Annotated in this window: 14 protein-coding genes and 1 riboswitch; of the genes, 8 read left to right on the top strand and 6 right to left on the bottom strand. The window is 37.9% G+C overall.

Annotation, left to right across the window (positions count from 1 at the left end; all coding sequences use genetic code 11):
• Window positions 1-108, top strand: a riboswitch (glycine riboswitch).
• 146 nt (window positions 109-254) lie between these two features.
• Window positions 255-1,625 carry an alanine/glycine:cation symporter family protein gene (locus tag A1D25_RS03600; RefSeq protein WP_157394332.1) on the top strand — a complete coding sequence of 457 codons (1,371 nt, stop codon included), beginning with the start codon at window positions 255-257 and terminating at the stop codon, window positions 1,623-1,625.
• Between the two features lie 73 nt (window positions 1,626-1,698).
• On the opposite strand, the gene kdsB is transcribed toward A1D25_RS03600, so the two are convergent.
• The 3 genes from kdsB to A1D25_RS03585 are packed head-to-tail and all read right to left on the bottom strand — an operon-like array spanning window position 1,699 to window position 3,612.
• On the bottom strand, window positions 1,699-2,457 hold the full coding sequence (gene kdsB / locus A1D25_RS03595; RefSeq protein ID WP_157394331.1) for a 3-deoxy-manno-octulosonate cytidylyltransferase: 759 nt from the start codon (window positions 2,455-2,457) through the stop codon (window positions 1,699-1,701).
• Window positions 2,458-2,466: 9 nt separating this feature from the next.
• Window positions 2,467-3,033 carry an elongation factor P hydroxylase gene (locus A1D25_RS03590; RefSeq protein ID WP_157394330.1) on the bottom strand — a complete coding sequence of 189 codons (567 nt, stop codon included), beginning with the start codon at window positions 3,031-3,033 and terminating at the stop codon, window positions 2,467-2,469.
• Window positions 3,034-3,048: 15 nt separating this feature from the next.
• Window positions 3,049-3,612 (bottom strand): nitroreductase family protein, encoded by a 564-nt coding sequence (locus tag A1D25_RS03585; RefSeq protein WP_157394329.1) that lies wholly within the window; start codon window positions 3,610-3,612, stop codon window positions 3,049-3,051.
• A gap of 118 nt (window positions 3,613-3,730) precedes the next feature.
• Between A1D25_RS03585 and sppA the strand changes: the two genes are divergently transcribed.
• The 7 genes from sppA to pnuC all read left to right on the top strand — a co-directional run bounded on the left by sppA (window position 3,731) and on the right by pnuC (window position 11,628).
• On the top strand, window positions 3,731-5,596 hold the full coding sequence (gene sppA / locus A1D25_RS03580) for a signal peptide peptidase SppA (RefSeq protein ID WP_157394328.1): 1,866 nt from the start codon (window positions 3,731-3,733) through the stop codon (window positions 5,594-5,596).
• A gap of 187 nt (window positions 5,597-5,783) precedes the next feature.
• Window positions 5,784-6,770: a RodZ domain-containing protein gene (locus tag A1D25_RS03575; RefSeq protein ID WP_157394327.1), complete on the top strand. Its 987-nt coding sequence runs from the start codon at window positions 5,784-5,786 to the stop codon at window positions 6,768-6,770.
• Between the two features lie 2 nt (window positions 6,771-6,772).
• Window positions 6,773-7,882: a flavodoxin-dependent (E)-4-hydroxy-3-methylbut-2-enyl-diphosphate synthase gene (gene ispG, locus A1D25_RS03570; protein WP_157394326.1), complete on the top strand. Its 1,110-nt coding sequence runs from the start codon at window positions 6,773-6,775 to the stop codon at window positions 7,880-7,882.
• A 24-nt stretch (window positions 7,883-7,906) separates the two neighbouring features.
• A complete protein-coding gene (locus A1D25_RS03565) occupies window positions 7,907-8,896 on the top strand; it encodes a 2-hydroxyacid dehydrogenase (RefSeq protein ID WP_157394325.1) in 990 nt (329 codons plus the stop codon).
• 67 nt (window positions 8,897-8,963) lie between these two features.
• Window positions 8,964-10,238 carry a histidine--tRNA ligase gene (gene hisS / locus A1D25_RS03560; protein WP_157394324.1) on the top strand — a complete coding sequence of 425 codons (1,275 nt, stop codon included), beginning with the start codon at window positions 8,964-8,966 and terminating at the stop codon, window positions 10,236-10,238.
• A gap of 23 nt (window positions 10,239-10,261) precedes the next feature.
• Window positions 10,262-10,879 (top strand): YfgM family protein, encoded by a 618-nt coding sequence (locus A1D25_RS03555; RefSeq protein WP_157394323.1) that lies wholly within the window; start codon window positions 10,262-10,264, stop codon window positions 10,877-10,879.
• 56 nt (window positions 10,880-10,935) lie between these two features.
• Window positions 10,936-11,628 carry a nicotinamide riboside transporter PnuC gene (pnuC, locus tag A1D25_RS03550; RefSeq protein ID WP_157394322.1) on the top strand — a complete coding sequence of 231 codons (693 nt, stop codon included), beginning with the start codon at window positions 10,936-10,938 and terminating at the stop codon, window positions 11,626-11,628.
• A gap of 159 nt (window positions 11,629-11,787) precedes the next feature.
• Here pnuC and A1D25_RS03545 read toward each other — a convergent pair whose 3' ends face one another.
• The 3 genes from A1D25_RS03545 to A1D25_RS03535 form a co-directional block, all read right to left on the bottom strand.
• A complete protein-coding gene (locus tag A1D25_RS03545; protein WP_157394321.1) occupies window positions 11,788-13,269 on the bottom strand; it encodes a surface lipoprotein assembly modifier in 1,482 nt (493 codons plus the stop codon).
• A 77-nt stretch (window positions 13,270-13,346) separates the two neighbouring features.
• Window positions 13,347-14,852: a transferrin-binding protein-like solute binding protein gene (locus A1D25_RS03540; protein WP_157394320.1), complete on the bottom strand. Its 1,506-nt coding sequence runs from the start codon at window positions 14,850-14,852 to the stop codon at window positions 13,347-13,349.
• Window positions 14,853-15,078: 226 nt separating this feature from the next.
• Window positions 15,079-15,747 (bottom strand): hypothetical protein, encoded by a 669-nt coding sequence (locus A1D25_RS03535; protein ID WP_157394319.1) that lies wholly within the window; start codon window positions 15,745-15,747, stop codon window positions 15,079-15,081.
• Between the last annotated feature and the right edge of the window lie 224 nt (window positions 15,748-15,971).

Raw genomic sequence — 15,971 nt, 5'->3', positions numbered from 1 at the left:
GGACGAACCCTTGGAGAGATCCAGTCCGTACATAAACGGAAAATGGACGCCGAAGGCGCAAGTGGCACAAGCCGTGAAACGCTCAGGCAAAAGGACAGGGGAGAAAAGTAACCTATCAGATACCTAACGTGATAATATCGAGTATAGTGATATATCAATAAGCGGTGCGATTTTGCAAATTTTTTGCGAAATGTTACCGCTTGTTGCTTTCATTGCTTTTCTTTCCTTGTAAATCGTTTTACGAGGAACTTTCAATGTCAATCGACCAAATTCTTAATACAATCAATAGCTTTGTTTGGGGTATTCCCTTACTTTTACTGATTTCTGGGGTGGGAATTTACTTCACTCTGAAACTCAGATTTTTACAATTTATTCATCTACCTAAAGCCTTTGCCTATATGTTCACTCGAGAAAAAGGGAACAATCAGTCAGGCGATATTTCTGCTTTTGCGGCACTCTCAACTGCCCTTGCTGCAACCATTGGTACAGGTAACATTGTAGGCGTTGCAACAGCCATTCAAACTGGTGGACCAGGGGCAATTTTCTGGATGTGGCTAATCGCCTTATTTGGAATGGCGACAAAATATGCGGAATGTTTATTAGCGGTAAAATTCCGAACCAAAGATAAAGATGGATTTATCGCTGGCGGCCCAATGTATTACATTGAACTAGGAATGGGCAAACAGTGGAAATGGTTAGCAAAAACCTTCGCATTTTTTGGGGTAATGGTGGCACTCTTTGGTATTGGAACGTTTCCACAAGTAAACGGTATTACAACGGCTTTGCACGATACGTTTGATCTGCCAATTCTGCTAACAGCCCTTGTTTTAACGCTTATTGTGGCAGCCATTACTTTAGGCGGTGTGCAACGTATCTCTAAAATCGCAAGTGTTATTGTGCCTTTTATGGCGATTGCTTATGTAGCGGCATCAATACTTGTTCTCTCTATCAATGCGGATAAAATTCCTGATACACTGATTTTTATTGTTCATTCTGCTTTCAACCCTGAATCTGCTATCGGTGGCGTAGTCGGTTTTAGCGTAATGCAAGCTATTCAAGCAGGTGTTGCTCGTGGCATCTTCTCCAATGAAGCTGGACTTGGCAGTGCCCCCATTGCCGCTGCTGCTGCACAAACCAAAGAGCCAGTACGACAAGGGCTTATCTCTATGACGGGTACGTTCTTAGATACCATCATCGTATGTACGATGACTGGCTTAGTTATCGTACTAACAGGAGCTTGGAAAGGAACAGCTCAAGGTGCTGAATTAACTAACCTAGCCTTTTCTCAAGGGCTATTTAGTTCTGTTGGTGCGATTATTGTAACTATTGGTTTGATTTTCTTCGCTTTTACCACCATTTTGGGCTGGTGCTATTATGGCGAGCGTTGTTTTGTCTATCTTGTTGGGGGGAGAACCAAAGGGATTAAATTCTATCGTATCGCCTTTATTGCATTGATAGCCGTCGCACATTTTATTCATCTGAATACGATTTGGACAATCGCTGATATTGTAAATGGTTTAATGGCATTTCCGAACTTAGTCGCTTTAATTAGTTTACGCCATATCGTTATCGCAGAAACTCGGAGCTATTTTGAGAGAATGAAAACAGATCTAAATTTAAGATAGGTAAAAGAGAAGCGGTGAGTTTCCAATCAACATTTGCAAATGTTTATACTGTTCTCACCGCTTGGGTTTGATATTACTGCTCAGATAAAATCTGGCGTACTCGTTCTAGATCTTCAGCGGTATCTACCCCGACCTGTGGGGCTTCTTTGGCAAGATCAAGATGAATTTTTTCTCCGTACCACAATGCTCGGAGCTGTTCTAGTGATTCTAATTGTTCAAGTTGAGTTGGTTTCCAAGCAACATATTGTTTTATAAATCCTGCTCGATAAGCATAGATACCAATATGGCGTAGGTAGTTTTGTTGTTGAACAAAATAATCATCACAATCCGCAAAATAATCTCGAGCAAAAGGTATTGGTGCTCGAGAAAAATAGAGTGCCATTCCTTGTTTATCTGTCAATGTTTTAACCACATTTGGATTAAATAATTCTTCTTTTGTCGTCAGTTTAACAGCAAGAGTTGCCATATTAACTTGATGCTGATCGAGGTTCTTAGCAACTTGAGCAACAATCACTGGGGGAATTAACGGTTCATCACCTTGAATATTGACAATAATTTCGCTATCAGGGATTGCCATTTTCTCAATAACTTCGGCTAAACGCTCCGTTCCTGAATTATGTTTATCCGATGTTAAGCAAACCTCACCACCAAAAGCAGTAACCACTTGCTCAATTTCAGGGTGATCTGTTGCCACGATAATACGCTCAGCCCCCGATAATTGTGCTTTTTCCCAAACGTGTTGGATCATCGGTTTACCTGCAATATCCAATAGAGGTTTACGAGGTAAGCGGGTGGATGCATAACGTGCTGGAATGATGACAGTAAAAGCCATTTTAAGCTCCTAAATTTTAGCTAAATCGAAACGAGAAAGATCAATACAATTTGGTGTACCATAGAACTGACAAAGTGCTTGACGTAGCTGTTCTGCTCTTAATGGTAAACCTTTTTCTGCATAGGTTTTTACCTGTTGATAGACAGCTTGCTTAAATGCACTATTATCTCCTGCATTGCCTGTTAAATTATCTGCACTGGCAAAATAACGAAAGTTAGCAGCAGTTGCTAAAATCCATTCAATCGCTTGGGGTTTAACTTCAACTTGTTCAAACTCTCGTTGGCGTTCTGCAGAACGTCCATCTGGTTCATACCAATAACCAAAATCTTCTAATTTTCGGCGTTCTTTGCCCGCAACGAGCCAATGAGCAATTTCGTGTAAAGCACTGCTATAAAACCCGTGAGCAAATAAAATGACGTTGTAAGGACGCTCACTTGGGGTATTATCTTCATCAATAAACTCAGGTAGATAAATGGGGTAATCTCCCCCACGTTCTAACCGAGTATTATAACTTTGACTAAAACAGCCATCAAAAATAGCAATTAAATCTTCGTATTTATGTTCGTCTTGGTTCATTTTAGATTGTATAAGTTATTTTAAATAGTGAACAAAGCCAGAAATATCTTCAGCTTGGCTGGCTAGGGTAATTTCGTTCTCTTCTTCAGGAGAGCCGATCATCAATAGAGCAACAATTTTATCAAATTCTTGGCAGTTTAGTGCTTGGCGTAAGGCACTACCATTTACCCATTTATTAGTAATCCAACAAGTTTCAAATCCAAGACTATTCGCAGCTAATTGAATGGCATAGGTTGCACAACCTGCGGTAAGCATTTGCTCCCAAGCGGGGACTTTCGGTAAATCTTTGGTAATTTTAGCAACCACAGCAATAATCATTGGCGCTTGTGAACTAATTTTTTTAGCTTTTTTAACGCCATCTTCGCCTAAATTGAATTCTATTACGGCAGAATTTAGATGCTGTTCAAAAGTTGCTAATTGTGCTTGTTCAATAACGAAAAATTGATAAGGCTTGAGATGTCCGTGATCTGGCACACGAAGTGCGGCTTTAAAAATAGTATCTAATTGTTCTTGGTTTGGTGCTTTTGTACCAAATTTTTTGCTCGAACGGCGAAGTTGTAATAGATCTAACGTCTTCACTAAGTATTCCTTGCTGACTTTATTAGGTAAAATTTGCGTGGAGAATAGCACATTCTGTTAAATTCTGCCTGTTTTTGTGGTACTTTATACGACAATTTTCCCTATTTCATCTATTGCTATGTTATCAATTTTAAAAAGCCTTTATCGAGTTTTCCGAATTTTTCGGGAATTTGTTATCAGCCTATTTTTCATTTTATTCGTACTAATCTGTTTTGCTATTGTCAGCTTGATGCAGAGTGATACACAAACTAATAAACAGATCGTACCTTTTGATAAAGGGGCGTTGATGCTCAATTTAGATGGCTATTTAGCAGATAATCACGATGAATTTGGCGATTTTCATCGCTTTCTACAATCTGAATTAGGTGGAGAAAGTGAGCCAGTCAAAATTTCGACTTTTGATGTAGTAAGGGCTATCAGAAAAGCAGCACAAGATGAGCGTGTAACAGGGTTAGTATTAGATTTAAAATACTTTGAAGGTGGTGATCTCTCGTCCTTGCAATTTGTGGGTAAGCAACTCAATGCATTTAAAGACACGAATAAACCTGTCATTGCCATTGGAGAACATTATTCACAGCAACAGTACTATTTAGCCAGCTTTGCTGACAAAATTTATCTCAATAAAGTCGGATTTGTGGACTTACACGGGCTAAATTACTCTAATCTCTACTTCAAAACGTTATTTGAGAAAATTGAAGCTGTTCCACATATTTTCCGAGTAGGCACTTATAAATCTGCCGTAGAACCCTTTTTGCGTGATGATATGTCGCCAGAAGCTCGTCAAAATGCAACCTTATGGGTCAATCAATTATGGCAACAATTTAGCCAACAAATTGCTCAAAATCGTGAAATTGATGCAAAATCCGTAGTACCTGCTCCGAAAGTGTATATTGAACAGTTTAAGCAAGCCAAAGGCGATGATGCACAATATGCTTTAAACCGTAAATTAGTTACCGAATTGGTTACTACGCAACAACTTAATCAGATTTTAATTGATACCTTTGGCGAAGATAATGAAAAAGTTTATCGCCATATTGATTTCTTTGATTATGCGGAATCATTAACCGATCGCTTTGAAGTAACGGGTAAACATAAAATTGCTGTGATCAATATAGAAGGCGAAATTACTTGGGGTGAGAGCGATGAAAGCTCTGCGGGTAGCGATACTATTGTGAGATTACTCCAACAAGCTCAAGACGATGACACAATTCAAGGCGTTATCTTACGCATCAATAGCCCAGGTGGAAGTGCAATGGCATCAGAACTTATTCGCCAACAAGCCGAAGCCTTACAGCAAGCAGGTAAGCCAGTTATTACATCAATGGGCGGAATGGCTGCTTCGGGTGGATATTGGATTGCCGCAACGAGCGATAAAATTATCGCTAGCCCAAGTACCTTAACAGGTTCTATTGGTATTTTTGGTTTAGCCGTTACGTTTGAAAAAACAGCTAAAAAATTGGGTATTAGTGAAGATGGTGTATCCACATCACCGCTAGCAAGCCAATCAGCACTAAAATCACTCCCGAAAGAGCAAGGAGAAGTAATCCAAATCAGTATTGAAAATGGTTATGATCGCTTCTTAGAGCTTGTTAGTCGTGGTCGAAAAATGGATAAAACTGCGGTTGATAAAATTGCTCAAGGTCAAGTATGGTTAGGCACAAGTGCATTTGAGCAAGGTTTGGTAGATCAACTCGGTGATTTTAATGATGCTTATACGATAACAACTGAAATCATTAACCAAAAACGCCAAGCTGAAGGCAAACCTGCGATTGAAAAGTTTGAAACCCAGTGGTTAATTGAACAGCAAGATGATTTACTGAGCCAAATAATGCGAGATTTCAAAATGCAAAGTAAGGTACATATTGCCCGTTGGTTAAACTTGCCCTTTAGTCAGCAACTCTCGCGTTCTAAAGATGTCCTAGAAAAATTGAACGACCCAAAACAAACTTATTTATACTGTTTGAACTGCGGTAGCGTTAAATAGTGAAAAGATAAGCGGTTAGATTATCAGATTTTTTGTAAATTTTGACTAAAATCAGACCGCTTATCTATTGAAGATAACAATGAAATTTACGCTTCTTACATTATGAAGATTGCAAAACAGGTTATATCTCTTTAAACTTCCGACTAATTTTTTTATTTTAAATAAGCAACGATACGAGTACGTAACAATGACTGAAACGACCGAAATGCTCTCTTTAGGGCAAAAACTTAAAAATGCAAGAGAAGCATTAGATCTTTCTATTGAAGATATTGCGGTTAAAACAAATTTAAAGAAAAATCATATTGAAGCATTAGAAAATGATATTTTCATTCTAAAAAATGTGCCGCCAGCGTTTGTGCGTGGTTATGTTCGTAATTATGTACGTTTTTTACGCTTACCTGAAGAACTAGTTAGCTCTGTCAATTATGGAGAAGTAACAATTCCAAATGAAGTAAGACGGACTTCAAGTATTCCAATGAATAATCAAAAATCTCAAACACGTTGGGTAAAAATATTAACGTGGTTCATTTTACTTTGTGCAGCGGGTATGACACTCGCTTGGTGGTGGCAAGAACATCAGAAAGAGAAAATGAGTAGCGATCAGCTTGTTAGCAATAATATTCCAGTAATCCAAGCAGCTCCAGCTACTGAAACACCTGCTGTTGCAACCGTATTACCAACAGTTGAAGCACAATCGGAATCATCTTCAAGTAGTGTTACTATCCAGCCTGTTGAAACGACACCGACAGAAACAAAAGTAACATCAGATGAAACATCACAAGCGGTAGGATCTAGCGAGAATAATGCAACTCCAACAGAAAACACGCAAGTGCCAGTGAACATCTTGCAGCAAAATGTATCTGAACAAGGAGCTGTGATAGAAGCAGCAAAAACAGAAGAAACGCCAGTAGAACAATCACAGTCAATCGGCAATGATGAATTACGCATTGAAATTACCAATGCTCAAAGCTGGATTACTGTGCGTGATGGTAAACGTAAGCGTTTAGCTGAGAAATTATATAATAGTGGTGAAGTGCTGACTTTTAACGGTAATGAACAATATAGTTTAACCGTTGGAGCCCCAGGTAATGTAAAAATCTATTACAAAGGGCAGGAAGTACCACTGAAAGTTGATGGGCGTGTTGCTCGTTTTAAATTACCTTTAGCGAACTAAAAATGTTAAAAGAACCACCAATTAAGCGTCGTCAATCGACCAAAATTTATGTCGGGAATGTGCCTGTGGGGGGCGATGCACCGATAGCTGTACAATCAATGACTAACACTCGTACAACAGATGTGGAAGCAACTGTGGCACAAATTAAAGCCTTAGAGCGTGTTGGAGCAGATATTGTGCGAGTTTCTGTACCGACAATGGACGCAGCAGAAGCCTTTAAGTTAATTAAACAACAAGTGAATGTGCCACTAGTGGCAGATATTCATTTTGATTATCGTATTGCTCTCAAGGTTGCCGAATATGGCGTAGATTGCTTGCGTATCAACCCAGGTAATATCGGTAAAGAAGAACGTATTCGTGCAGTTGTGGATTGTGCTAGAGATAAAAATATTCCCATTCGTATTGGGGTAAATGCGGGTTCTCTTGAAAAAGATATTCAGGAAAAATTTGGCGAACCGACACCAGAAGCATTGTTGGAATCTGCACTTCGCCACGTTGAGATCTTAGATCGACTGAATTTTGATCAATTTAAAGTCAGCGTAAAAGCATCCGATGTCTTTTTAGCGGTGGAATCTTACCGCTTACTAGCAAAAGCGATTAAACAACCAATCCATTTAGGCATTACAGAAGCAGGTGGTGCAAGAGCAGGGGCAGTAAAATCAGCGATTGGCTTAGGATTATTATTATCCGAAGGTATTGGAGATACCTTGCGTGTTTCTCTCGCAGCCGATCCCGTAGAAGAAATTAAAGTTGGCTTTGATATTCTCAAATCATTGCGTATTCGTTCTCGTGGCATCAACTTTATCGCCTGCCCGACTTGCTCTCGCCAAGAGTTTGATGTAATCGGTACGGTAAATGCGTTAGAACAGCGTTTAGAAGATATTATTACGCCGATGGACGTATCCATTATCGGTTGTGTCGTAAACGGTCCTGGTGAAGCATTAGTGTCTGACTTAGGCGTTACGGGCAGTAATAAAATGAGTGGATATTATCTTGATGGTGTTCGTCAGAAAGAGCGTTTCGATAATGAGAAATTAATTGATCAACTCGAAGCCAAAATTCGTGCAAGAGTTGCTGAACAGCATAATCGTATTGAAATAAACCAAATCTAAGCTATACATTTTAAAGGACGCAAAATGAAAATCGCTGTTTTTAGTACCAAAAGTTATGATCGTAAATATCTAGAACAGGCAAACCAGCAATATGGTTTTGAGCTGGAGTTTTTTGATTTTATGCTCAATGAACAGACGGTCAAAATGGCGGAAGGCTGTGAAGCCGTTTGTATTTTTGTGAATGATGATGGCAGTCGTTCTGTTTTAACCAAATTGGCAGAACAAGGCACTAAAATGATTGCTCTACGCTGTGCAGGGTTTAATAACGTTGATTTAGAAGCTGCTAAGGAATTAGGCTTACAAGTTGTAAGAGTACCAGCGTATTCACCAGAAGCGGTTGCAGAACATACCGTTGGGTTAATGATGACCTTAAACCGCCGTATTCATCGAGCGTATCAGCGGACGCGTGATGCTAACTTTTCTCTTGAAGGGCTAATCGGCTTTAATATGCACGGTCGGACTGTTGGCGTAATTGGGACAGGAAAAATTGGGATTGCAACAATGCGAATTTTAAAAGGGTTTGGAATGCAGATTTTAGCATTTGATCCATTTAAAAATCCTATTGCCGAAGAGATTGGTGCAACTTATGTTGGGTTAGATGAGCTTTATGCAAGATCAGATGTAATCACATTACATTGTCCTGCTACCCCAGAAAACTACCACCTTCTTAACAAAGAGAGCTTTGATAAAATGAAAGAAGGGGTAATGATCATCAATACTAGTCGTGGCTCGTTAATCAATACAACAGATGCGATTGAAGCCTTAAAACAGCGTAAAATTGGAGCTTTAGGTCTAGATGTATATGAGAATGAAAGAGAACTCTTTTTTGAAGATAAATCAAATGATGTTATTCTTGATGATGTTTTCCGCCGTATTTCATCTTGTCATAATGTCTTGCTGACAGGGCATCAAGCGTTCTTAACGGAAGAAGCCTTAATGAATATTTCAGATGTTACACTTTCAAATATTCAAACTTTATATACTCACACTTCTTGTGTAAATCAAGTAAACTAACAGACCTATTTAACAAGCGGTGAGAAATTCTAAACATTTTGCAAATAATAAAAAATAGGAAAATAACGTGGCAAAAACAATTCAAGCAATTCGTGGAATGAATGATTGCTCGCCAACCGAAACACCTTTATGGCAGTGGGTTGAAGAGCAAATTAAAGACACTTTAGCAAGCTATGGTTACAGCGAAATGCGTAGCCCAATCATTGAATCAACTGCACTTTTTGAACGTGGTGTTGGTGAAGCAACAGATATCGTTGAAAAAGAGATGTTTACCTTTGTGCGTGATGAAGAAAGCTTAACATTACGCCCAGAAGGCACAGCGGGCTGTGTTCGTGCCGCCATTGAACACGGTTGGATCTATAACCAAGAACAACGCTTGTGGTATATTGGTCCAATGTTCCGCTATGAACGTCCACAAAAAGGACGCTATCGCCAATTCCACCAAGCTGGAGTGGAAATTTTTGGTATTCCGAATGCCGAAGCCGATGCAGAACTTATTCTCTTAACTGCTCGTTTATGGAAAAAACTAGGTATCGATCAGCACGTTAGTTTACAACTGAATTCTATCGGTGGTTTAGAAGTTCGTACTAAATATCGTGAAGCCTTAGTTGCCTTCTTACAAAACCATTTGGATATTCTTGACGAAGATTGTAAACGCCGCTTGCATACTAATCCAATGCGAATTTTAGATACAAAAAATCAAGCAATCCAAGAAGTACTGAATAACGCACCTAAACTACACGATTTCTTAGATGAAGAATCAAAAAATCACTTTGAAACGCTTTGCTCAATTTTAGATGCAATGGGAATTCGTTATGAAGTAAACCAAAAACTAGTTCGTGGTTTAGACTACTACAATAAAACCGTCTTTGAATGGGTAACCACAGCACTAGGTGCACAAGGCACAGTATGTGGTGGTGGACGTTATGATGGCTTAGTGGCTCAACTCGGTGGACATTCCACAGAAGGTGTTGGTTTTGCAATGGGGTTAGAACGCTTGGTATTATTAGTTCAAGAAGTTAATCCAAATGTTCAACTTGCTCGTCCTGTTGATGTTTACGTTGTTTATCAAGGTACAGGCACAACGGCAGCAGCCTTTAACTTGGCAGAAACATTACGTTCTGCATTACCACAATTACGCATTATGCAACACGCAAGTGGTGGTAATTTCAAAAAACAATTTAAACGAGCAGATAAATCAGGGGCGAAAATTGCACTGGTATTAGGCGAAAGCGAAGTCGAGAATAATAGTGTTGTAGTAAAAGATCTTTTCGGTGAAACAGAGCAGATCACGATTTCACAAACTGATGTAATTGCAGAATTAACTAAACGTTTTGCATAATGTTTCAATATAGGGAATAAAAAATGAGCGAATATCTTAACAGTACAGAAGAACAACAATTTAATGAAGCAAAGAACTGGTTTAAACAAAATGGTACACCAATCTTATTGGCTATCTGTTTAGTTTCAGGTGCGACATTTGGTTGGAATTATTGGAAAAAACATCAAGTTGAAGTAGCTCAAAGTACATCGGCAACTTATCAACAAGTAATGGAAAGCTATTTGCAAGATCCAAATAAAAACGCACCGCTTGTCGAGAAGTTTATTACCGAAAATAAAGGCTCTTATGTTACTTTTGCTCAATTAGAACAAGCAAAACAGCTTGCTGCAAAAGGCGATTTTAATGCAGTAAAAACCCTATTAGAGCAGGCACTTACAACCACAGATGATACGACATTACATAATGTTATTCGTTTCCGCCTAGCCAATGTGGAATATCAGCTCAAAAATTTTGATGCGGCATTATCTGTATTAAGCAATTTAAAAGATAAAGCGTGGGAGCTACGCAAACAAATTTTGACTGGCGACATTTTACTCGCCAAAGGTGATAAAGATGCAGCTAAAAGTGCTTATGAACAAGCTAAAGCTAACGCAAAAGCAGAAGAACAGTTATTGATCGACGTACGTTTAAATAATTTATAAGTAAGAAAGGATTGTGGCAACACAATCCTTTGTTTTATCAAAAATAAGGAGACAAAATGAACGCAAATCAATTTATTCAACAGCTCAAAAGTGATTTGTTCAATGATTGGAAACCTTTTGAAGTTGCTTGGCTTTTCCTATTTATTGCTGCTCAAATTGGGATTTATATCCATAGCCCAGATTCTATTTTGGGAATGGTAGCTGGCATTTCAGGTATCATCTGTAATGTATTCATTACTAAAGGTAAAATCAGTAACTACTTATTTGGCTTGATTTTTGCATATAGCTATTTCTATGTTTCTTTAGGACAAAATTTCCTTGGTGAAATGAATACCACCTTATATGTTTACATTCCTGCACAATTTATCGGTTATTTCCTATGGAAAGAACATATGCAAAACGCAGGAAAAGGTGAAGCGGTTATCGTAAAAGCCTTAAGTGCAAAAGGTTGGATCGCACTAGTGGCCTTTATTACAATTGGTACACTACTTTTCGTTCAAGCATTAAATGCGGCTGGGGGGAGTTCTACAGGTTTAGATGGCTTAACCACTATTATTGTTGTCGCAGCACAAGGTTTAATGTTATTACGTTATCGTGAACAATGGCTACTTTGGATTGTCCTGAACATTCTTTCTATCGTACTTTGGGCAGAAAATCCATCTATGTATATTATGTACTCAGCTTACTTATTAAACTCATTGTACGGTTACTATAACTGGATCAAACTACAAAAAGGAATCCATTCATAAAGGTGTAATGGACAAAATGGTTGCTAAAAAGTGCGTTAAGAGCTTATAGTGCAAGGCTTTAACGCACTTTTTTGAAAATGAATAAAAGGTGTAATGGGTAAATCAGCAACCATTTTGTCCATTACACCATAAAAGTGGGTTTGTAAAATATAGTTTTAGCTAGAAACTTTTGTTTACATTAAAGAAAACTTGTTTCTTATCGTAAGAATAAATTGCGATATTACTATCTGTTTTAGAGTAATTAAATGTTAATCTTGGTGTTAAGCCCCAAAAATGTACATTTTTATTCCATAGCGAGATAGATGCAGAATATTCTTGGTTTTTCTGCTTCATACCAAAGAATGTTTTTTCTTTGTAATTACGTTTACCCACACCCAAGGTAGTAGAAGTCACAAAACCCTTACCCCATTCTTGTCCCCAAGTTAGCCTCGTACCAATTCGCTCGTAAGAGTTAGTTTCATCTTTAGCTGATTTCTTAGCTGTATCAAGAGCTAATGACCAATATTGTGTTGCACTTGGTAAATACATTATGCTATTAGATACACTATGAGATGCTCCATTATATTGTTTACTATAACTCAATCTATCATACATTTCATAGCCAAAGTCATAAGAGAAGGTATATTTCCAACGTTGATTTAACCAATATGATAAATCAAATGTGGCACCATAAGTATTAGAATATTTTTTTAGAGATTTAGTCGAATTTGCCCCACCTGCATACCAACGTTTATCAATATAAGGGGTTAATGATAAATCTAATCTCGCATTAGAATAACCGATACCTAAGCCAATATGGGCGTTAACATCATTATAGTATTTGTTATCCCAATAATATTTGGTTGATAAATTACTATCAAAGGCAATATATTTACCGCTATTTAAACCCCACCGTTTACTTGCTCCACTCCAAACAGAAACACCTTGCCCAGACTGTCTTGGCGATGAGTAGGTTAGTGTTCCACCATTAGGTAAGGTCATTACCGTTCCTTGTGGTGCAGAGTTTGATAAATTTTTATCATTTAAGAAAGTACCACCAAAAGAGAAACTCCACTCTTCTTTACGGTTAATGGCTGCAATATAATTATCAAATACCACAATATCTTGCGGAGATACGCCTTTTGAGGCTCTTAAACGTTCAAATTGTGTTTTTGCAGCTTCAAACTCTTGGTTATAAAATAGTGTTTCTGCTAATTGGAAGCGAATAAAATCATTATCGGGTAATTTAGTATGTAACGCTCGATAAGCTGAGACTGAATCAGTTAAATTTTTATCTCTTAATAAAATCGCATTTGCCCAATCAATTAAAGATTCATCTCGATTTGGAATGTGACTATATAATTTAATATAAGTAGGTAAGATAGCACTATTTGGGTTAATTAACGCTCTTAGGAATAAATCTTCTAAAATTTCAGGGTTTTCTACTAGCTGTCTTCCTGTATATTTAAGCACATTTCTTTTATCTTCCGCTTTATTCGCCTCAGATAATTTTTGCTGTCTTAATAGATCATCCTTTAATTTATTTTGTTCTAAAGGTGATGGATTGTTGATATTAGTTTGGTGTGGATCTCTCTCCACTACTGTGGTTTCTGCACACACTGTTGTACTTAACAGTGCTACATATACAGCTAATTTTTTCATAAAATCATTCCGTAGTATAAAAACAGCCCACCTAGGGTGGGCTGATTATTAAATTAATAGCGATTCTTAACTAAGAATTAGCGGCTATTTGCAGTTGCGTTATTACCATCTGTACTATCAGTTAAGCCATCAACATCTCTTGGTTGTGGAGCACCAACAGCAACAGCACCAAATACAGCACCCCAGCTTTCATTAGCTAAGTGAGATTTACTCTTCACTGCACCACCTAATTCTTGAGCATTAGTACCGAATACATTAGCATTGAATGTACCTTCTGCACCTTTATGGTTTGAAGTACCTGCGATCGCACCATTAGCTACATTTAATCTACCATTAAAGCTAACAAGGTCATTCTGTTCAGTAGCAACTGAGCCATATGCACCGTGAGACCACACATCATATAATTTACCAGTAACTTTGTTATCTGCTAAATCAATATTTGCTTGAACGTGTGTACCACTCACTAACTCTTTCTGATAACCGATCGCATTTGGAAGACCACTTTTTGCTTTGAAACTATGATCTAAACCGTAAGTTACAGCATGTCCATTATATTGAACAACACCACTTCTATAGTGAGCTTGTAATGCAGCCACATCTACAGGGTTACGAGAACCGGTGTTACTACGATAGAAGTAGTGATCTTCTGTAGCATCTTGACCATATAAACCAAAACTTGCAATACGAGTTTTGTCACCATCTACAACAGGTAAACCTTCACGGAAATCATCCATTTTGCGTTCATGTAATTTAGATGTAACACGTCCATACTGAACAAGGTTTAATCTACCCGCAACAGTATACTCACCGTTTTGATCTTTATATAAGAACGGAGCGTTAGATAAATTTTCATTAGCCACGATTTGTGCTGCCTGGGCTTCTGCAGAATTACCAGCTAAGAAAGTTCTATTACCATAAACTTCTGCAACACTGTCTGTACGATCACGAAGACCACGTGGATCTGTTAACTGCTCGTTAGAAAGTTCTCTCTCTTCTGTAGAGATGTAATTTAAACGATCTTGTTGGAAAACTAATGCTTTACCAGTTTCTGTACCTTGAAGATCTGTTTTAGTTCTTGATCTACCGTCTGCACGAGCAACACCAGCATTAACAGTAGAACCATCTGCTGTTACGTGGATGTGCTGTAGTGTATGCTCACCTGTTGTATTATCAGTATTGCCACGGAAATCAAAATCTTCTAAATACGCACCTTGTTGGCTGTCTTGGAAGTTACCTGTTGCAATAACAATTGTATCCAAGCTAGGGTCTAGTGGAATTGTCATCGCTGTAGGAACATTTGAAGAATTACTTGAAACTTCTTTACCTTGACCTACATTTAAGTTAGACACACGTTTTTTTACTGATTTATGTCCGTATGACTTACCATCTAAAGAATCATTCGTTACTGTTGTAACACCTTCAGTTGCTCCAGTTTGTGGTGCTTGTGGTGCTTGTGGTGCTTGTGGTGCTTGTGGTGCTTGTGGTGCTTGTGATCCACCGTTACCGCCTGAGCTACCACAAGCTGCTAATACTGCAGCTGAAACTAATGTTAAGCTAAATTTAACAAATGTGTTTTTGTTCATATTTTTAACCTTTATATAAAGTTATTGAGTAAAGACACTCATATTATCTTGAGCTATTACGTTAGTAATAGCTCCCCTTTTGTATACAAAAGACCGATTAGTCTTTCAGATGTAATTTATACCAAAGAATCACAATGAGATCAATCGCTATTTACGTTCAAAACTCAAAATACACTCAAACTAAGCACAAATTATATCCAAATTAAGCTATTTTACCTTTCCAAAACTACTTTTCAGCTTTGGTTTCATCTTTGTTTTCTACAGCTTTAGTCGCTTCTTGTGTATCACTTTTAAGCCCAGAGGCTACATTCTGAATCACCTTTCCTGCACTATCCATTTTATCTGCAATCACCTCTTTGGCATCTTTTAATGTTGAGCTTAAAGACTCTTTAACTTCGCCTAATGCTTCGGATAACTTACTTTTCTTTTCTGATGCGGTATTCTTAGCATCTTCCACTACTTCTGCAACAGCTTGCTTTGGCTGGCTTAATTTAGATTCAATAGCTTTTTTCATTTCTTGCCATTTATCATCTGAAATCTTTCTAGCTTCAGCAACTTGGCTTTCTACTGAATTTCTCATTTCAGTCAGTTGTTTTTCTGTTTCTTGCTTAATTTGTGCAATTTTCTCTTCTGCTGATTTATTTGCTTCTGCTACTTTTTCGTCTGCTTGTTGTTTTACTTGAGCGACTTTTTCATCTGCTTCTGCGTGAGCTTTAGCAATATGTTCTTCCGCAATTTTTTGAATCTCAACCAGCTTTTCATTCGCTACTTTTTCTAATTGAGCAAATTTTTCTTGAGATGCTTTTAAATCGGCTTCGAGTTTACTTTTTCCATTATCACACGCTGTTAAGCTTAAAATTGCTCCTAATGTAATAGCTAATAATGATTTTTTCATTCTAAATTCCCTCTATGACATTAAATTACAATAAAGGCACAGAAACTGTGCCTCAGATTATTGACAAAGTCTTTTTTCATTCGGACGCCAGCGTGGCGTCCCTACAAGGAAAGTTATAACCAATTGAAAAATAACAGATTTTATTTTGTTATGTAGGGACGCCACGCTGGCGTCCGTTAATTGGATACAACAAATTGGGGTTTGTCATCAGTCTGCAGTTTTAT

It is taken from the genome of Ursidibacter arcticus (assembly GCF_009761375.1).
GTDB classification, from domain to species: Bacteria; Pseudomonadota; Gammaproteobacteria; order Enterobacterales; family Pasteurellaceae; genus Ursidibacter; species Ursidibacter arcticus.
Note: the sequence above shows the minus strand (reverse complement) of the source record. Positions and strands in the feature narration are given on the sequence as shown.